The sequence below is a fragment of the Lactiplantibacillus sp. 3062 genome, assembly GCF_055413545.1.
In genome coordinates this window covers 141,067-157,953 of record NZ_JBVAYE010000004.1, presented here as the reverse complement: position 1 = coordinate 157,953, position 16,887 = coordinate 141,067, and the positions used below count along the sequence as shown (strand labels likewise).

Below are 16,887 nucleotides of genomic sequence, written 5' to 3'. Positions count from 1 at the left end.
GTTATTAGGTCTTTTTGACATTAGCGTTTAAAAAATGGTCTGACCACTAAAGTCAGACCATTTTTGATATTCACTGAACAACCGGCTGCCACTGTTGCCAAACTTGTTCATCACTATATTGTTCACTACTCCGATAGGCACCCTTGCTAAGTCGTTGCTGACGTTGCGGACTTTCAAGTGTTCGGGTCAGCGCTCTGACTAGTTGGTTGACGGCACCATCCGTGACCAGATAACCATTCTTGCCATCCTTCAAAACATCCTTAGGGCCATAGTTAATATCATAAGCAATTGCTGGCACACCATGACTAAGGGCTTCAATTAACGATAATGGCTGCGCATCACTTTCACCAGTATAAACGTAAGCACCAGCCTGATCATAAGCCATTGTCAAGTTCGGTTGATACCCAGCAAAAGTCACGGCAGTCTCTAGGTGCAACTGGGACACTTGCTGTTTTAGACGGTCAAGTTCACCACCATACCCGTAAATCACTAAGGTCGCATCCGTAATCTTATGGTGCACTTGGTCAAAAGCTGTCACCAGCTGATCGACGCGCCGTTCCGCATCCAAACGGCCGGTATAAATAATTTCATGCGCATGACGTTCACTGATCGCAATTGGTGCGTGCTGAGCTTGCTGTTTGGAAACAACGGCCGCTGAAATCGTCAGGATTGGGACACTCGGTTGACCACCGAGCCACTGCGTCAAATCTTGCTTCTGTTGTTCGGTACTCGTAATCACACCGTCCCAAGCACTCAGAAACTCGTGCAGGCCATAAACATACGCGTTATTCAAATTAGAATAGACTTGATCACGCGGATCGACTGCATGTGGCGTGGGTAACCACAAATATTTTTCAGCCGCCGTCTGCATGTTCACCACCGGCCACTGAGCAGCTAACGGCCGATCCGCAATAAAGACGTTGTTTTCATCATATTGCTTGTTCAGTTCATCTAAGAAGAACCGGTACCATTCTTGTTCACCATTAAAGTAGTAGTCACGGCCATGATAATTGATAAGATGGCACAACGAAACATAATTAGTCCCATTATTATCATGCGCATAATACTGTTCGGCCATCCGACTACCATCTGGTCGATAGAAAATATCCGTGATTGGTTCCCCGGCTGACGAGAAGAATTCATCACGGGCCTTAAAGCCCCGTTCATCATAATCAGTACGCTGAACAAGATTATTGAAGTGATCAAAAATTTCAATGAAGTACACGTGCCCCACCGTGCTGGGAACAAAGTGGACCTTAGCAACCAGCCGATCACCAGCTCGTACCTCACTGACATTGGGGTCCGGCTTAATGTCATAGGCAGTTGGCCAGTTCAAATCAGCCATCTTGATGACCCGACTGGAAAAGCTGGTCGTTTCACGAAAAAAGTCAAACAAGTTGGCCATCTGATCATCGGCAATATTGAAGCGCCGCATATTCTGATGTAACAAACCATCGAATTGACGCGTTACTAGTTTAGCCGGTGCCTGATGATCTTTAAACAACTGGAGCCGTTTAAATTCGGCATGTTCCACACCAGAATTTAACGCCATTAAATATTGGTTCACAAAAAAATTCATCGCTGTGTTGCCCCCTCAACTTGATAAAAATCGGCTGCGGCTTTCATGAGTGGTTGCCACTGTTGCCAAACAGCCGTTGTGCTAAAGCGTTGGGCATCTTGATAAGCCTGTTGACTATACATGGCTAACTTTTTCGGCTGCGTTAACAAGTCGATCATCGCCGTAGCCAACGCATTTTCATCATTGACCGGCACCAATTGACCATCGTGACCGTCCCGAATAATATCACGTGGCCCATATTTGACATCATAGGCAATCTGGGGCACCCCGTGGGCCTGACCTTCAAGCAAGGCAAGTGCAAAACCTTCTGCCCGCGACGTTAACATCGCCAACTGCGCATCATTATAGACAGCTGTTAAATCGGTCGTATAATCATTAAACGTAACTGCCGCTTTCAGTCCCAGCTGTTCCACAAGTTGATGCAGTTGTTTGCCGGTATCTCCATTTGCATAGCCCCAGAAATCAAGGGTCGCATTCGGCACTTGGGCCAATACCTTTTTGAATGCCCGGATCACCTGATCTTGTTGCTTTTCTTCGGCTAAACGCGCCACAAAAATAATCTTGCCTGCGGTGCGCTGATCAAAAGATGGCTTGGGCGCATTCAAAGTCGCGTCATCGACAATCCCAACTGGAATCGTATAAACGGCGGGTTGATTGCCAAAGCGGGCTTGAAAGTCAGCAGTTTGTTGCTTAGTCGACGCAATAACGCCATTCCATTGGTCTAGGTTATTGAGCGCGTAAGCATAATTAAAGTTGAGACTAGCCGTCTTCGGATGTGCTGGATCATTAACGTGATTACTGTGTAAGTGCATGACTTTAAACGCTTTAGTTCGCATGTGAAGTGCGGCGTAAGCCAACTCATACGTCCGATCAATGACAAAGACCGCATGCGGCGTCCTCCGATTAAGTTCATCGAGGAAAAAGGTTGTCATTGCCGTTTCACCAGCAAATGACCAGTCTTGCCCCTCATAATTAATGAATCGATAAAGTGAATTTTGGACCTGATTTTGTCGATCTGCCATATGAAATGTCTGATAGACGACCTCCCCGTCCGGATTAAAGACTTGTTCACTTGCTACTTGTCCATCAGCGGCATAGAACTGTTCAAGCCCTTTAAATCCCCGGGTATCGTACCAATCGGTCTTCACTAACTTACCATTTTGATCATAATATTGGACATTGTTCAGTTGTTTTTGAGTGTTCAGAAATGTATTGACCTTCATTAATAATTGGTCATTTTGATAAACTTCATAATGACGCCCAACGGGTTGCACACGCAAGTCCGGTGCTAGATGCAGATCTTCAATCGTCATCTTAGTCGTTGGCCGTTCACTGGAATGCTGAATGAAATCAAACAGATTAATTTGATTTTCAGCCGCAATCCCCGCTGCTGTCAGTGTCTGGTGTAACGATAATGAAAAAAATCGCGTGACCATCTTAGCAGGAACGTGATGCTGGTTAAAAAGTGCCAGCCGTTTCATCTCAGCATGTTCAATTCCCGATTTTTTCGGGTTAATGCTGGTATTCACAAAATAATACATTATTACTCGCTCCCTTACACGACGTTCTGCTTAACGGTCTCGATTATAACAAATTTTACTGAATTAATAAGAATATCGCTCACAGCTTTAAGCCATTTTTTAAGTTACCTTCTGAATTTTACCGCGAGTGTGATGATAATGTGGCGAAAACATGATGAAAGTGTTAACTTGTTACACCATGTTACTTTATTACAAAATTGGCTCAAACCGTAATCTGTTATTTATTGCTTTGCAATCTGCGGTCGGTATACTAATCACCATTCAATCGAAATAACAACACAACTTTTATAGGAGTGACTGATTAACTTATGAAAATTAAAAATGCCCTATTAACTTCATTGGCAGCTACCGGTCTGTTAGCTTTAGGTACTACCGTTGCTAATGCCGATACCGTTGTCGTTAAAGCTGGCGATACTGTCAGTGAAATTGCTTTAACGCATAAGACGACCATCAAAGCGATTCAAAAAGCCAACCATTTAAAGAACGTTAACTTGATCTATATCGGTGACAAACTGGAAGTCAACGGCAAACACCACGCAACCACGGTTACTGCCCAAGTACCAACTAGTGCTGCTTCAAGTACGGCTAGTTCGACCAGTACTGCCAGTTCAACGGCCAACAGTACTAGCACCCAAAGTGCCAGCAGCGCATCCGTTAGCAGCAGTACAAGTACGTCAGCAGCTAGCACGGCTACCAGTTCGTCAACGACAAGTGTCGCCTCAAGTAGTGCTGCCAGCTCATCAAGCACAAGTGCTGCTTCAAGTAGCGTGACCAGCACGTCAACCGCCAGCGCGGCCTCAAGCAGTGCCACCAGTTCATCAACCAGCAGTGCTGCTTCAAGCAGTGCCGCCAGTTCGTCAACTAGCAGTGCCACTTCAAGTTCTGCAACGAGCCAAGCTAGCACGGCGTCAAGTTCAACCGCCACTTCCGCATCTATGACGAAGTTGAGCAACATCACTGCTTCCAGTGCCGCCAGCACAAGTACGGCAGCCAGCAGTAGTGCTACCACTTCAAGCAGCACCACAACGAGCACTAGCAGCAGTTCATCAACAACTAGCACATCAAGTAGTGCTGAAGCTGCCGCAAAAGCCTGGATTGCCAACAAGGAATCCGGTGGCTCCTATACCGCATCTAACGGGAACTATTATGGTAAGTATCAACTCAGCAAGTCACTTCTAAACGGTGACTACTCAGCTTCTAATCAGGAAACCGTCGCTGACCAATACGTGGCTTCACGCTACGGTTCATGGGTAGCGGCCAAGGCCTTCTGGGAAGCCAACGGTTATTACTAAACACATTCATGCACAACTGAACATACAATCAGCGCGGTCCTATATGGGGCCGCGTTTTTCTGTTGCCATATAGGTGCATCGGACTTGCCTGACTGCAAACTGGCAATCCCCCCATGATCGGCCCTTATTGCAGTCCTTCATCAACCACTATGCAAATGGTCTGCTGGTAAAGTCGAACACGTGCAAGCCGCAGTCAATTTGGGAGGGCTTTTCAAAAGTCCAATTCTACCATGCCCCCCACCGTCAACGTAATCACGTTACGCAGGTCACTACATTAACACACTCGTCACTAAGATTGCATTGCAAATTAGCGGTAATGTAAGCGTTAATCTGTTACACTATGTCTTAATCGGGCATGTTTTATTTTCTAAAAAGTCCGTCAGTAAGCAAATTGCGCTTAACGAACCGCTTACATGATGGTAAACTTTAAGGGAAGTCTAATCTAGTTTGGGAGTGAATCAATTATATGAAAATTAAACACCTATTATTATCCTCATTAGCAACAACTGGTGCCATTGCCCTTGGTGCAACTGCTGCTAAGGCCGATACGGTGACGGTCAAGGCTGGTGACACTGTCAGTGAAATCGCAGACACTCACAAAACAACCGTTGCCGCCGTTCAAAAGTTGAACCATTTGAAGAACGTCAACTTAATCTACGTCGGGGACAAACTACAAGTTAACAAACACCAGACAGTTAAAATGACACGGGCCACCACCTCAGTAGCCACGCCAAGTACGACGACTACAACAACTAGTGCCGCCGTTCAAAGTCCTACTAGCACCGTTACCGCCACGTCAACGGTTAGTCAAAGCACAGCGAGTCAAGCCAGTGCCAGCTCAGTTACCAGTGCAGCCAGTCAAAGCAGCACATCAGCCGTTAGCCAGAGCAGCACGAGTCAAAACAGCGGCAGCTCAGTTACCAGTGCAACGAGCCAAAGCGTGACGTCGGCCGTTAGCCAAAGCAGTACTAGTCAAGCTAGTGCTAGTTCAGTCACTAGTACGACGAGCCAGAGTGCAACGTCGGCCACTAGCCAAAGCAGTACTAGTCAAGCCAGTGCTAGTTCAGTCACTAGTACGACGAGCCAGAGTGCAACGTCGGCCGCTAGCCAAAGCAGTACTAGTCAAGCCAGTGCTAGTTCAGTAAAAAGTGCGGCTAGTCAAAGCACGACGACCACCGCTAGTTCAGCCGCAACTAGTAGTGCAAGTACTAGCAGCACAACTGCCAGTCAAGCTAGCTCAAGCACGGCCAGTTCAACAACAAGCACGACAACCAGCTCGACTAGTACATCTGAGGCTGCTGCCAAGGCCTGGATTGCTGCTCGCGAATCTGGTGGCTCCTACACCGTAACCAACGGTATTTACTATGGTAAATATCAACTTGGTCAATCCCTCTTAAATGGCGATTATTCTGCCGCCAACCAAGAAGCGACTGCCGACGCATACGTCGCTGGCCGTTACGGCTCATGGACTGCTGCTAAAGCGTTCTGGCAAGCAAACGGCTGGTACTAATCAGCATCTGCAATTATCAAATTCAAGCTTTATCATTGACATCAAAGCCAGCGCGGACGACTCATCGTTCGCACTGGCTTTTTTCATTAAGATATAGCAGTGATGTTCTGATTTAATCAGGTCGTCACACCACCAATTCTGTTATACTAACGCTATCCTAATTGAGACGGAGGGCTCACACATGCACTTAACATTGACCCAAACAACCATTAACCAGCAAACTTACTGGCTGGGCACAACGCCCACCGGCTTAGCCTTTGTCGGCCGTGCCAACGGTCCACGCGACGAATGGCAAGCCTTCTTCAAATCCGCTAATATTCATTATGATCAACAAGCTAATCAACAGGCCTGTCAAGAATTACATGATTACCTAACTGGTCAACGCCAGCATTTTGACATACCCCTCGACCAAACGACGGGCACCCCTTTACAACACCAAGTTTGGCAAGCTTTAACCCGTATTCCATACGGTCAAACTGCAACTTATTCACAACTCGCCACAATGATCAATCACCCTACCGCAGTCCGAGCTGTCGCCAGCGCCGTTGGTCAAAATCCACTCCTTATTGTGATCCCCTGCCATCGTATCCGCCGCAAAGACGGTCAACTTGGCGGCTATCGTGGTGGTTTGCCAATGAAACGCGCCCTATTAGCTCTTGAAAACGCCCGCTTGCCCAAATAAGCTTCACTTAGAACCAAGCGCACGCCCTTGTCACACCGAATCAACTATGTCATCATAAAATCAAACAATGATTGCTAATTGTGCCAATAGTTATTAGGCCTAATTAGGATTAAAACGTGCCAAGTTTAGATTGTTATTCGTCAGCCGGTGTGCGTCCTATGCCGACCTCCGGGGCTGGGTGCCAATTGCTGGAACGCAGCCGACGTCGATTTGAGCTAACGCCCAACCCGCGTCATCTCAAATACGAGTCTTATTCTAAGCCGGAAGCAACCCACTTCCAGCTAAGAATAATTTGGCTACTGAGCATTGTCACCCAGCCCCTCCAGTCTCAAGCCTGTGCGGGGCCACGAGTTGAAGCCGAGCATTGCCTAGCCAACGGATTAATGCGGTTTTGGCATTAGTCCATTGGCGTAGCAAGCACAGGCTTTAGTGGCACCGAACACGTTTCGGGAAGCCGCTCGAATGGCTGATGAACGACCACCGAACTTAGCACAATCTATCGTTGGCTATTTTGATACTGGAACTTCAAACAAAATGTTAGGTGCATTAGCACTTTGTCGAGAGATTACATCTTACTACACCAATTCAGGATTAGTGAGCTATCTCAATATCACTTTCAGTCTGACAGTTGATTGACAAAGTTATTGTTTATGAAAAACAATGACGAATTCACCAAAAGTTGGGTCCGCACATGTCCGCCATTCGAACACTATCCCGACTGGAAGGCATTTCGGCCAATGCTCAGCGGTGAAGTTCCACTTAGCAAGCGTCCTTGGCTTGGTTAGTGGAAGACCAGTATTTAAGACGTGGTTTGCGGCTTAAATCTGTGTCCACCGCGTTCCAGCAATTGGCCGAAATGCCTGGAAGTCGGCATAGGACGCGCCAACTAAGCAATTTTACGCTAACTCGAGCTTTTTCCAGCGGGCCTAAGCTGGCTGCTTTTGAACTTACACAACTTGGCACGTTTTAATCCTATTTCATGACTAATTAGCTCGCACAACACGTAATGACTTTATTTCAAGAATTGGGGGGGACAAACTAATGCTATCCATCGCACATATTCAGAAGCGTTTCGGGACTGTTCAAGCATTAAATGACGTGTCATTTGACGTCCATGACGGGGAAATCATGGGATTGATTGGTCAAAATGGCGCGGGGAAATCAACCACGTTTCACAGCATCTTAAATTTTCTATCATTCGACGGTCAAATTACTTGGAATGGGCAACCGTTGACCGCTGATGACTACGATCAAATCGGCTATTTACCCGAAGAACGTAGCCTAATGTCCAAATTAACCATCACACAACAAATCGTGTACTTGGCCCGTTTGAAAAATCAGCCGGCACGGGTGACCAAGGGCAAAATTGCCGCATGGATGAAGCGCTTTGCGGTCAAGGGGCAGCCGACCGATAAGATTGATAAGTTATCTAAAGGGAACCAACAAAAGGTCCAGCTGATTTGTACTTTAATTCATGATCCCAAACTGATTATCTTAGACGAACCGTTCAGTGGTTTGGACCCGGTCAACGCCGACCTACTCAAGCAAGCTATTTTAGATGCTAAGCAACGGGGCGCCGCGATTATTTTTTCCAGTCATGATATGAGTAATGTCGAAGCGATCTGTGACTCACTCGTTATGCTACGTAATGGTGAAGCAGTCCTTAAGGGTACCGTTGAAGATGTTCGCGCCCAGTTTGGCCGGACCCGTCTCTTCTTGACGACTGACTGGTCACAAGCGCAACTGGCCGATCTACCAGGAGTCACCACCGTTACTCAACAAGGTGCCCGTCGATTCCGACTCGAACTTGCAGATGCTTCAGTTGGCCCAGCGATTTTTGATCAAGTCACTGCTGGTCATTACATTGAAGAGTTCAGTCAGCAGCCACCAACGCTGGATGAGATTTTCCGAACTGAAGCGGGAGGTGTTAACCATGAATAAGACTTGGATTGTGACTTTTGAAACCTACTTGCGGCAGATCAAGTCCTGGAGCTTTTTGTCACTCGTCTTTATGCCCTTCTTGTTCTTCGGGTTCGTGGCCGCCTTTTCTTATTTTGCTGCACCCAGCGCTAGTAAGAATGACATCGCGGTCGTTAGCACTAGCCCACAATTACGCACAAGTTTCATTAAGCAGAGTCATGTGGCTACCGCTAATAAATACCAAACACTCGCCAGCGCTAAGGCGGCGACAAAGCGCAATGACATCGCCGGCTACCTCGTTTTAACAACCAAGAATCAACAGTTGCAAGCGCAGTTCACTGGTCCTAATGCTGTCAGCAGCGGTGACAAGGCTAAGATTCAGCAGTTCTTAGCCACTGCCCAAAGCCAACGTAACGTACAGCGCGCACAACTAAGTGCCAAGCAGACCCAGGCGTTGGCTGTACAGCCAAAATTTACTGAACAATTACAGAAACACGCTGCTTCAGATAAAACGGCTAAAACGGTCTCCTTCTATATTGTCGTCTTCTTTGTCTACTTGATTTTGACCACTTATTCAGCAATCACAGCCCAAGAAATTGCCGCAGACAAAGGCACCAAGATTATGGAAGTCATCTTCTCGAGTACGACACCGCGGAAATACTTCAATGGTAAAATTTACGGTGTCTTACTAGTCATTGTGACTCAGCTGCTCGTCTACTTAGTGGGTGGCTTTGCCGTCATGCAATTCGTTAAACGTAGCTCACTCACAATTGATTTTTGGCAACAGAATACCGATCTGATCAATCAAGTAATTCACAACTTGGTCTCAATCAACTTGTTGTTTGCATTACTGGCCGTACTACTCTACACCGTAGCGTCGGCCTTCTGTGGTGCTTTGGTGACCCGGGTCGCGGATGCTAGCAAGGCAGCACAACCGGTCATCTATCTGAGTATGCTAGCGTTTTTCATGGCCCTAGCCTTTCAGAACACACCCACCAATCTCTTCGTTAAGATTTTCTCATATATTCCGTTCTTCTCATCATACTTCATGCCATTACGCCTCATTAACGGCATGGCAACGATGCCCGCTGCAATCGTGTCACTCCTGATTCTCATTGCAACAATCATTGGAAGTATGATCTACATTGGCCGAATCTATGGTGGGCTAATGTTACAAACGGATGAACTCGGTTTCTGGGGCAACTTAAAGCGCGGCTTACGGTTGAAGTAGGCCCACTAGTTGAATATTTATAACAACAGCAAGCACCCGGTCTAGCAACGCCATTATGCGCTAGACCGGGTGCTTGTATTTTTTGAATTCACATTTTCGACTTATCGGCAACTAGCTCAAACAACCGTTAACAACAGCTAAATCAAGTTAAGCCTGCTTCGTCGGATAAATCGTAAATTCGTTAACGTTAACATCTTCTGGTTGGTCAATGGCAAAGTTGACCACGTTCGCAACGGCTGCTGGACTGATTCCCACTTGTTGATAAAAATCAGTCATATTCTGTTTGGCCGTCTTATCCGTAATCGTGTGCAGTAATTCCGTATTGATGGCCGCTGGATATAAGCTGACCGTTCGAATATTGGTACCTTCTTGGGCACTTTCCATCCGAATGACTTCCATCAAATTACGAACCGCAAACTTCGTAGCACCGTACACGCCGGAGCCAGCAAAGGACTTAATCCCAGCCACTGAAGATGTCGTAATAATCTGACCAGATTTTTGAGCGGTAAAGATTGGCATAACCGCTGCCACCCCGTTCAAGACGCCTTTGATGTTAATATCAACCATCTGGTCCCATTCATCCGTGTGCAAGGCACTGATTGGCGATGTCGGCATAATCCCAGCATTATTGAAAATCACGTCAAGCCCACCGAATTGCGTTTGCGCTAGCTTAACCAGTGCTTGTACATCGGCCGACTTCGTTACATCCGTCACCTGATAGGCCGCTTGTCCACCAGCTGCCTTGATTTCATCAACTAAAGCAGCCAGGCGTTCTTCACGCCGTGCGCCCAATACGACTTTAGCACCATTACTGGCTAATTGCTTAGCGGTCGTCGCCCCAATTCCGGACGAGGCCCCCGTAATCACAACGACTTTGTTTTTAACTGTCATCTAACTGTTCCTCCTACTCACCGTAAACTTCTTTGATCAGTGCCATTGCTGACCACGCCTTAGGCCATCCCGCATAGAAAGCCAAGTGGGTAACGATTTCAACGGCTTCATCCTTTGAGATACCATGATCTTTGCCCATCTTAAAATGCGCCTTTAATTGTGGAAAATCACCACTGGTCATTAAGCACGCAATGGTAATCATGCTCCGATCATGTAAACTTAGTGCGCTTTCGCGTGCCCAGACTTCACCAAATAACACATCATCATTTAATGCGGCAAACTGTGGTGCTAATTTGCCTAAGTTGTCGCGTCCTGCGGTTTGTTTAACTGTCATATTAGTTTCCTCCTTCGATAACTACTTTAACTTTTATAATTTTGCGTAGGCTTCATCATCAACTGGTTCGAGCCATTCGCTAGTTCCCTTAGTAATCGCGATGTGGGCAAACCAACTATCCTTTGTTGCACCATGCCAATGCTTCACACCAGGATGAATTGTGACCACGTCGCCGGGATGCAATAACTGGGCTGGTTTACCAGCCTCTTGATACCAACCTTCACCACTCGTTACCAATAAGATTTGGTATCCGTTATGATGGATATGCCAATTATTCCGACAGCCAGGTTCAAACGTCACGTTGGAAACATTCACGTCGACCTGCTCATCACCGGCTAAGGCATTCAGGTAACTTTGACCGATAAAGTATTGTTGGTAGGCCTCATTCTTTACACCTAATCCAAATAGGCCGCTATTATTAGTTGTTGTCATATTAAAAACACTCCTTAATTATTTGATTGCTAACTGATTGATGAATACAGCTTACAACTTAAAGTGCACTTTAAGTCAACAATAAAGTTTGAACTTGCTAAAATAGGATTTCGTGGTATTGTTATTGCTAAAGTTACTTCAAATAAAAGTTAGAATAAGGAGAATTTTAAAATTGGTAAGGACTACTACAGAACGTTATTCAATCGGTGACTTCGCTAAAGCCGTTGGTCTCAGCGCCCCCACACTACGCTACTACGAAAAAGCGGGCTTGATTGAACCACATCGCTTAGACAATGGCCGGCGCTATTATGAGACTGCCGATATTAACTGGGTCAAATTCTTATTGCATCTTAAAGGAACGGGTATGAGTATTAGCGAATTGCAACAATACGTTACCTGGCGCGCAGCCGGCGACGACACGATTCCCCAGCGATTAGCACTACTCAAACACGTTAAAGAAGACTTTCTCGTCCAGTTCAACGAAGTTCAGCATCATCTACAGATTCTCAACGACAAAATTAATTGGTATGAAGAAAAGGAAGCTGGTATTACCCAGGATCACGAAGATTTTTCGAGTTACTTGCAACGGTTTGGGCATCACGAATAACCTGAATAACGCACAACCGTCACCACAATCATTATTAAGTTAGATACAACGAGGTTCAGTCGCCTTGCTCAAAAAAAGTAATAGTCATTTCAAGAATCAATTCTTGAAACGACTATTACTTTTTTGAAACCTTTTCCGGCACAATTTAATTCACACTTATTGACGTTTCCGTTAAGCCAGCAATTCCGTAATCATTTTTTGATAAATCTCGATGAAGCGCCCATACATATCCAAATCAACATATTCATTAACTTGGTGCGCTGTAATATTGCCGGGTCCGAAGACAATCACTTGCATATCAGGACTCTTTACAATATAAGACGATGCGTCCGTCCCACCAGGAGCACCAAAGTACGGGAGCCGTTGCTGTAAAACTTGTTCCCCAACCTTCTTCGCCAACTGGACCAACTGGCTATCTTCCGGCGTATGCACTGGGTAGAACGAACTTGCGATGTCCATCGTTAGATTGGCACCATCTGCATTGCATTCAGCAACGATGGCTTCCAAATCCTTAATCAAGCGATCATTCCGTAATTCTGGAATCGTCCGAATTTTTACTGACATTTCGGCACTGGCTGGGACGGTGTTGACCTGTTCGCCACCACTAATTAACGTCACGACAGGTACGGTTGGGCCCAATACGGGATTAACGATAGTCTTGAAACTGTCAAAATAGGCAGTTTGTTTCTGATAGTAAGTCATCAACATATCGATGGCGTTTTGACCAATCGCTGGCATCGAACTGTGGGCCGCCACCCCTTGCGCTTTAATCGTATAAGTCAGTGAACCCTTATGCGCTAATTCGATGAAGTGTTGTTCGGTCGTCGGATTAGCATCCGCCATCCGTTGCGCCGTATCGCCGTCAACACCTAACATGGCTTGAATCGACTTGGTCAGTAAAAGTTGCTTGTCCGCACCGCTTGGTTCCGCACAGATCAACGTTTGAATATCATCGGCGTAACCGAGTTCCGTCAATTGTTCAGCGCCTAAATGGTCGACTTCTTCTCCCACAGTTGCGAGTAACCGCACCGTGCCATGGAGTGGGGCGTCCTGATCGTGCAATGCAATCATCGCGAAGACTTCAGCCATTAGTCCAGCCTTCATGTCCGTCACACCGCGACCATACAACCGATTATCTTTGATAGTTGCTGCCAACGGGTCCGTGTGCCATTTATCTGCATCACCCAACGCCACCGTATCTTCATGACCATCCAACGCGATGACTGGACCGTGACCATCACCAATTTCGGCCACCAAGTTCACCCGCCCGGGAGCGTACTCGATTGATTGTGCTTCAATACCATGTTGCTTTAAAAGTGTGACCAAATAATCCGCCACCAATTGCTCATGGTTATTTACCGTATTCATTTTTACAATATCGCTTAATGCCTGTACAGCAGCTTCTAACTGTGCCGTTTCTGCCATGCCATTCATCCCCTAGTCATCCTTAATTAAACTGTTCCAATCAATTTAATTATACCACTTCGGCTACCGTTGGCCGTTGTCAGACACGTTTAATCGACAGATTTCAGTGCATCCAGCATATTGACTCGCTTTAACTTACGATGCATCATTCCCATGACTAATAAACTAAAGGCCAGGGTCAATAATGCCGCGTAAACGTAACTCAACGGATGAATCGTTGGTGAAAACATTAACGCGTTCGTTTCAGCCGTTTGCAAGATATATGCGTGCAACCAGTTGCCCAAGAAACAACCGGCAATAATGCCTAAAACCGTCAATATCAGATTTTCACGGAAAATATACATCGTCACTTCACCATCGTAAAAGCCCAACACTTTGATTGTCGACAATTCCCGGATCCGTTCAGAAACATTAATATTCGTTAAGTTATAGAGCACTACTAGCGCTAGTGCCCCCGCCGAGATGACAAAGATCAATACGACTAAGTTCATGCTATCCAGCATTTTAAAATTAGTGGCTTTCTCTGTACTCATCAGTGTCACGTTCTGAACCCCCGCCTGTTTCAATAGCCGGTCCGCATAAGCATTTTCTTGCTTTTTCGTTGCCTGCTTAAACCGGACATAGTTCGTGTTATATACTGGTGCCTGCTTGAAGACACGTCGATAATAAGTCGGACTCATATAGATAAAGTGATTGACGTAATTTTCAGCCACCGCACTGATGTGAATTCGCCTGGTGGTTTGCCCGGCCAACTTGATCGTTAAATCATCGCCCGCCTGAACGCCATATAACTTAGCTAATTTTTCATCGATGACCGCACCACGATTACCGATATGAATGGCCTGATGACTTTGTCGGTGCCGTAATACCACGAACTTGCTTAGCGATTGGTGGGGTGCCGGGATACCGAGCGTAGCCGTCTGTTCTGCTACCCCGGACTGTTTGACCGTCACCTGCTTGGCCTGTAATTTCAAACTAGCCTGGTAAAGTTGACCACGACTAAGTGCTTGCCGTTGTTGGTCCGTTTCGTTCCCACTACGCGTCACCACTGCATCGTAGTGCCACAATTCGTTAAATTGCTTGACGCTAATATCACCAATGGAATCCTTTAAGCCAAACCCCGTAATCATCATTGCCATGCAGCCCGCAATACCGAGCACGGTCATCAGCAACCGTTGCTTATACCGAAATAGATTACGAAGTGTGATTTTATGATTAAAACTCAGCCGATGCCATAGCCATTGCCAGCGTTCTAATAGCAAAGTCTTACCGGCCTTAGGTGCTCGTGGCTGTAAGAGTTGCGCGGGTAAACTGTTTAAATCCACGCGGAGCACGACCAGTGCCGTCCCCAACGTGCACAACAACGCAATGGCTAAGGCGATACCAATGTCCATCCAAATGTATTGAACGTTGATTGCGGGCAAATTATACATACTACCATAGGCCTGCGCGATAAACCGCGGGAAAAAATTGACGCCGAACAGGACACCTAGCGCGGTCCCAATCAGCGCGGCTAAACCACCATAAATCATAAACTCGCTACCGACCGCGGTATTCGTATACCCGAGGGCCTTTAACGTCCCCATCTGTAGCCGCAATTCTTCAACCATCCGCGTCATCGTCGTTAGACAAATTAACGCGGCAATCGCAATAAAGAACAGCGGAAAGACAGTCGACAGTGCCACGACTCGTTGCGTATTTTCGTGATATTCTGTGTAACCCGGATTATCCGTACGGTCAGTGTACAAATAAGTCGGCATTGTGATGGCCGCGACCTGGGCCTGCGCGCGTTTTAATTGGCTTTGTAACTTGACTAGTTGTGCCGTTCCCGCTGGTACTTGACTAGCAAGTTGCTGGGTCGCCTGTTGCAATGGTTTCAGCTTAGCCTGGGCCTGGGCTTGTAATGCCTGCTGCCGCTTACGCGCTTGTGGTTTTAACCAGCGTTTGAGTTGCGCGGTGTTCTCGCGATTCAAGCGCCGATACTTCGCCGTGTAGGGGGTGACGCCCCGCAAATTTTTGAATTGCACGTCAATGCGCGTTATCACACTGGACTTAATCACCTGCGGACGGACATAGACCAAGTAGTCCAAAGTCCCTTTACCAACGTTGGTGACGCCACGATTCGTATTTTCAACATACGTTGGTGAATTGACAAACCCCACGACCTTGAATGTTCGCCGCGTGAACTGTGCATTGCGCTTAGCCGTACTGCTAATTCGATACGTTGAACCGACTTTTAGCTTCGGCTGCAATCGCTGTGCTTGCGCGTCTAACACGATCTCATTGGCATGCCGCGGTAATCGTCCCTTAACGATCCGTAACCGATTCAGTCGTTGGGTTGTCGGTAACACCATCACCCGCACGACTTGACTATTGTTCAACTGATTAACATCAGCGTAGCGTGTCGCTTGGTAAGTGAGCTGTGAGCGGTGTTGATTCAGTACTCGTGTATCGGCCTTAGTCAGCCCCATTGTCGACTGGACACTATTGGTCGCCAGCTTTTGCTTCGCATAATAATCATTAGCTGCCTGTGACATATCCGGACCAGTCGCCCGAATTCCCGTATAAAAAGCAACCCCTAAGAAAATGATCAGTAATATTGAAGCAAAACGGGCTTTCGACGACCAAATCTCACGCATAATTGTTTTAAAATAAGCTGCTGTCATCGCTGCACCTACCATTCAATCTCAGCCAAAGGCGTTGGATGAGCATTATGCTCAACCGACTGCACTTGAGCATCATTGATACGAATGACTTGGTCACCCAGCTGCGCAATCGCACTATTATGCGTCACAATGATGACCGTTGTCTGCGTCTGCTTAGCTGCATCTTGAATCACCTGTAAGACTTGCTTCCCCGTCTGATAGTCGAGCGCGCCAGTGGGTTCATCACAGAGTAATAATTTGGGATTCTTCGCAACTGCACGCGCAATTGCGACCCGCTGTTGTTCACCACCGGACAACTGGGCTGGAAAGTTATCTGACCGGTGCGTCAGTCCTACCAAGGCCAACGTCTCATCAACGTCGCGTGCGTCCTTGGTAATTTGCGACGCCAACTCGACGTTTTCACGCGCCGTCAAGTTCGGAACCAGGTTGTAGAATTGAAAAACGAACCCGACCGCTTGCCGGCGATAGGTCGTTAATTGCCGTGAGTTGAATTGCGCAATGTCCACACCATCCACCAGTACACGGCCGCTCGTAGGACTGTCCATGCCACCTAAAATATTGAGTAACGTGGACTTTCCCGCACCACTCGGGCCTAAAATCACAACGACCGCTCCCTGGTCAACTTCAAATGAAATATCCCGATTAGCAACGGTGACCTGCTCACCATTTTTAAACTGGCGCGTTGCCTGCTGCACTTCGATGTATGCCATAATTTAGCCTCCTATATGTAATCGGTTACTATTATCATACCGTATTTTCAAGATTCACGGTTAGCAT

15 protein-coding genes are annotated in these 16,887 nt (G+C 46.8%); 7 read left to right on the top strand and 8 right to left on the bottom strand.

Annotated elements, in window-relative coordinates; genetic code table 11:
• Positions 1-70 precede the first annotated feature (70 nt).
• Positions 71-1,579: an accessory Sec system glycosyltransferase Asp1 gene (asp1, locus tag ACWQAU_RS08455; protein ID WP_027821820.1), complete on the bottom strand. Its 1,509-nt coding sequence runs from the start codon at positions 1,577-1,579 to the stop codon at positions 71-73.
• Complete coding sequence (locus ACWQAU_RS08450) at positions 1,576-3,120, bottom strand: glycosyltransferase (protein WP_003644818.1); 1,545 nt, start codon at positions 3,118-3,120, stop codon at positions 1,576-1,578. Before ACWQAU_RS08450 ends, asp1 begins: the two co-directional genes overlap by 4 nt.
• Positions 3,121-3,428: 308 nt before the next feature.
• Here ACWQAU_RS08450 and apf (ACWQAU_RS08445) point away from each other — a divergent pair, with 308 nt between their 5' ends.
• From apf (ACWQAU_RS08445) to ACWQAU_RS08420, 6 genes are all read left to right on the top strand, one after another.
• On the top strand, positions 3,429-4,412 hold the full coding sequence (gene apf, locus ACWQAU_RS08445; RefSeq protein ID WP_027821819.1) for an aggregation-promoting factor: 984 nt from the start codon (positions 3,429-3,431) through the stop codon (positions 4,410-4,412).
• A gap of 466 nt (positions 4,413-4,878) precedes the next feature.
• The gene (gene apf / locus ACWQAU_RS08440) at positions 4,879-5,922 is read left to right on the top strand and encodes an aggregation-promoting factor (protein WP_027821818.1); all 1,044 of its coding nucleotides are present in this window, start codon (positions 4,879-4,881) and stop codon (positions 5,920-5,922) included.
• Positions 5,923-6,103: 181 nt separating this feature from the next.
• Positions 6,104-6,604 carry a methylated-DNA--[protein]-cysteine S-methyltransferase gene (locus ACWQAU_RS08435; protein ID WP_003644756.1) on the top strand — a complete coding sequence of 167 codons (501 nt, stop codon included), beginning with the start codon at positions 6,104-6,106 and terminating at the stop codon, positions 6,602-6,604.
• 462 nt (positions 6,605-7,066) lie between these two features.
• Positions 7,067-7,240 carry a hypothetical protein gene (locus ACWQAU_RS08430; RefSeq protein ID WP_021355952.1) on the top strand — a complete coding sequence of 58 codons (174 nt, stop codon included), beginning with the start codon at positions 7,067-7,069 and terminating at the stop codon, positions 7,238-7,240.
• 405 nt (positions 7,241-7,645) lie between these two features.
• Positions 7,646-8,545 (top strand): ABC transporter ATP-binding protein, encoded by a 900-nt coding sequence (locus ACWQAU_RS08425; RefSeq protein WP_003642126.1) that lies wholly within the window; start codon positions 7,646-7,648, stop codon positions 8,543-8,545.
• Positions 8,538-9,755 carry an ABC transporter permease gene (locus ACWQAU_RS08420; RefSeq protein WP_003642127.1) on the top strand — a complete coding sequence of 406 codons (1,218 nt, stop codon included), beginning with the start codon at positions 8,538-8,540 and terminating at the stop codon, positions 9,753-9,755. Before ACWQAU_RS08425 ends, ACWQAU_RS08420 begins: the two co-directional genes overlap by 8 nt.
• A gap of 147 nt (positions 9,756-9,902) precedes the next feature.
• Here ACWQAU_RS08420 and ACWQAU_RS08415 read toward each other — a convergent pair whose 3' ends face one another.
• From ACWQAU_RS08415 to ACWQAU_RS08405, 3 genes are read right to left on the bottom strand one after another with little or no spacing between them, the layout of a single operon-like run.
• Entirely contained in the window at positions 9,903-10,646 is a 744-nt protein-coding gene (locus ACWQAU_RS08415) for an SDR family oxidoreductase (protein WP_003644758.1), read from the bottom strand.
• A 13-nt stretch (positions 10,647-10,659) separates the two neighbouring features.
• The gene (locus tag ACWQAU_RS08410) at positions 10,660-10,980 is read right to left on the bottom strand and encodes a carboxymuconolactone decarboxylase family protein (protein ID WP_003642129.1); all 321 of its coding nucleotides are present in this window, start codon (positions 10,978-10,980) and stop codon (positions 10,660-10,662) included.
• Between the two features lie 33 nt (positions 10,981-11,013).
• Complete coding sequence (locus ACWQAU_RS08405; protein WP_003644760.1) at positions 11,014-11,412, bottom strand: cupin domain-containing protein; 399 nt, start codon at positions 11,410-11,412, stop codon at positions 11,014-11,016.
• A gap of 172 nt (positions 11,413-11,584) precedes the next feature.
• Here ACWQAU_RS08405 and ACWQAU_RS08400 point away from each other — a divergent pair, with 172 nt between their 5' ends.
• Complete coding sequence (locus ACWQAU_RS08400) at positions 11,585-12,019, top strand: MerR family transcriptional regulator (protein ID WP_003644761.1); 435 nt, start codon at positions 11,585-11,587, stop codon at positions 12,017-12,019.
• Between the two features lie 171 nt (positions 12,020-12,190).
• Here the strand turns inward: ACWQAU_RS08400 and ACWQAU_RS08395 are convergent, their stop codons facing one another.
• The 3 genes from ACWQAU_RS08395 to ACWQAU_RS08385 all read right to left on the bottom strand — a co-directional run bounded on the left by ACWQAU_RS08395 (position 12,191) and on the right by ACWQAU_RS08385 (position 16,820).
• Positions 12,191-13,453, bottom strand: coding sequence for an ArgE/DapE family deacylase (locus ACWQAU_RS08395; protein WP_027821817.1), 1,263 nt, complete (start codon positions 13,451-13,453; stop codon positions 12,191-12,193).
• Positions 13,454-13,533: 80 nt separating this feature from the next.
• Entirely contained in the window at positions 13,534-16,125 is a 2,592-nt protein-coding gene (locus tag ACWQAU_RS08390; RefSeq protein WP_033608046.1) for an ABC transporter permease, read from the bottom strand.
• Positions 16,119-16,820: an ABC transporter ATP-binding protein gene (locus ACWQAU_RS08385; RefSeq protein WP_027821815.1), complete on the bottom strand. Its 702-nt coding sequence runs from the start codon at positions 16,818-16,820 to the stop codon at positions 16,119-16,121. The genes ACWQAU_RS08390 and ACWQAU_RS08385 overlap by 7 nt, the downstream gene beginning before the upstream one ends.
• Positions 16,821-16,887 lie beyond the last annotated feature (67 nt).

What these genes read in the sequence shown, in the direction of transcription:
- ACWQAU_RS08430 (WP_021355952.1), top strand. Translation starts at nt 7,067, where the DNA reads ATGGCTGATGAACGACCACCGAACTTAGCACAATCTATCGTTGGCTAT.
- ACWQAU_RS08425 (WP_003642126.1), top strand. Translation starts at nt 7,646, where the DNA reads ATGCTATCCATCGCACATATTCAGAAGCGTTTCGGGACTGTTCAAGCA.
- ACWQAU_RS08405 (WP_003644760.1), bottom strand. Translation starts at nt 11,412, where the DNA reads ATGACAACAACTAATAATAGCGGCCTATTTGGATTAGGTGTAAAGAAT.
- ACWQAU_RS08410 (WP_003642129.1), bottom strand. Translation starts at nt 10,980, where the DNA reads ATGACAGTTAAACAAACCGCAGGACGCGACAACTTAGGCAAATTAGCA.
- ACWQAU_RS08415 (WP_003644758.1), bottom strand. Translation starts at nt 10,646, where the DNA reads ATGACAGTTAAAAACAAAGTCGTTGTGATTACGGGGGCCTCGTCCGGA.
- ACWQAU_RS08450 (WP_003644818.1), bottom strand. Translation starts at nt 3,120, where the DNA reads ATGTATTATTTTGTGAATACCAGCATTAACCCGAAAAAATCGGGAATT.
- ACWQAU_RS08435 (WP_003644756.1), top strand. Translation starts at nt 6,104, where the DNA reads ATGCACTTAACATTGACCCAAACAACCATTAACCAGCAAACTTACTGG.
- ACWQAU_RS08420 (WP_003642127.1), top strand. Translation starts at nt 8,538, where the DNA reads ATGAATAAGACTTGGATTGTGACTTTTGAAACCTACTTGCGGCAGATC.
- ACWQAU_RS08385 (WP_027821815.1), bottom strand. Translation starts at nt 16,820, where the DNA reads ATGGCATACATCGAAGTGCAGCAGGCAACGCGCCAGTTTAAAAATGGT.
- apf (WP_027821818.1), top strand. Translation starts at nt 4,879, where the DNA reads ATGAAAATTAAACACCTATTATTATCCTCATTAGCAACAACTGGTGCC.
- ACWQAU_RS08395 (WP_027821817.1), bottom strand. Translation starts at nt 13,453, where the DNA reads ATGAATGGCATGGCAGAAACGGCACAGTTAGAAGCTGCTGTACAGGCA.
- ACWQAU_RS08390 (WP_033608046.1), bottom strand. Translation starts at nt 16,125, where the DNA reads ATGGTAGGTGCAGCGATGACAGCAGCTTATTTTAAAACAATTATGCGT.
- asp1 (WP_027821820.1), bottom strand. Translation starts at nt 1,579, where the DNA reads ATGAATTTTTTTGTGAACCAATATTTAATGGCGTTAAATTCTGGTGTG.
- apf (WP_027821819.1), top strand. Translation starts at nt 3,429, where the DNA reads ATGAAAATTAAAAATGCCCTATTAACTTCATTGGCAGCTACCGGTCTG.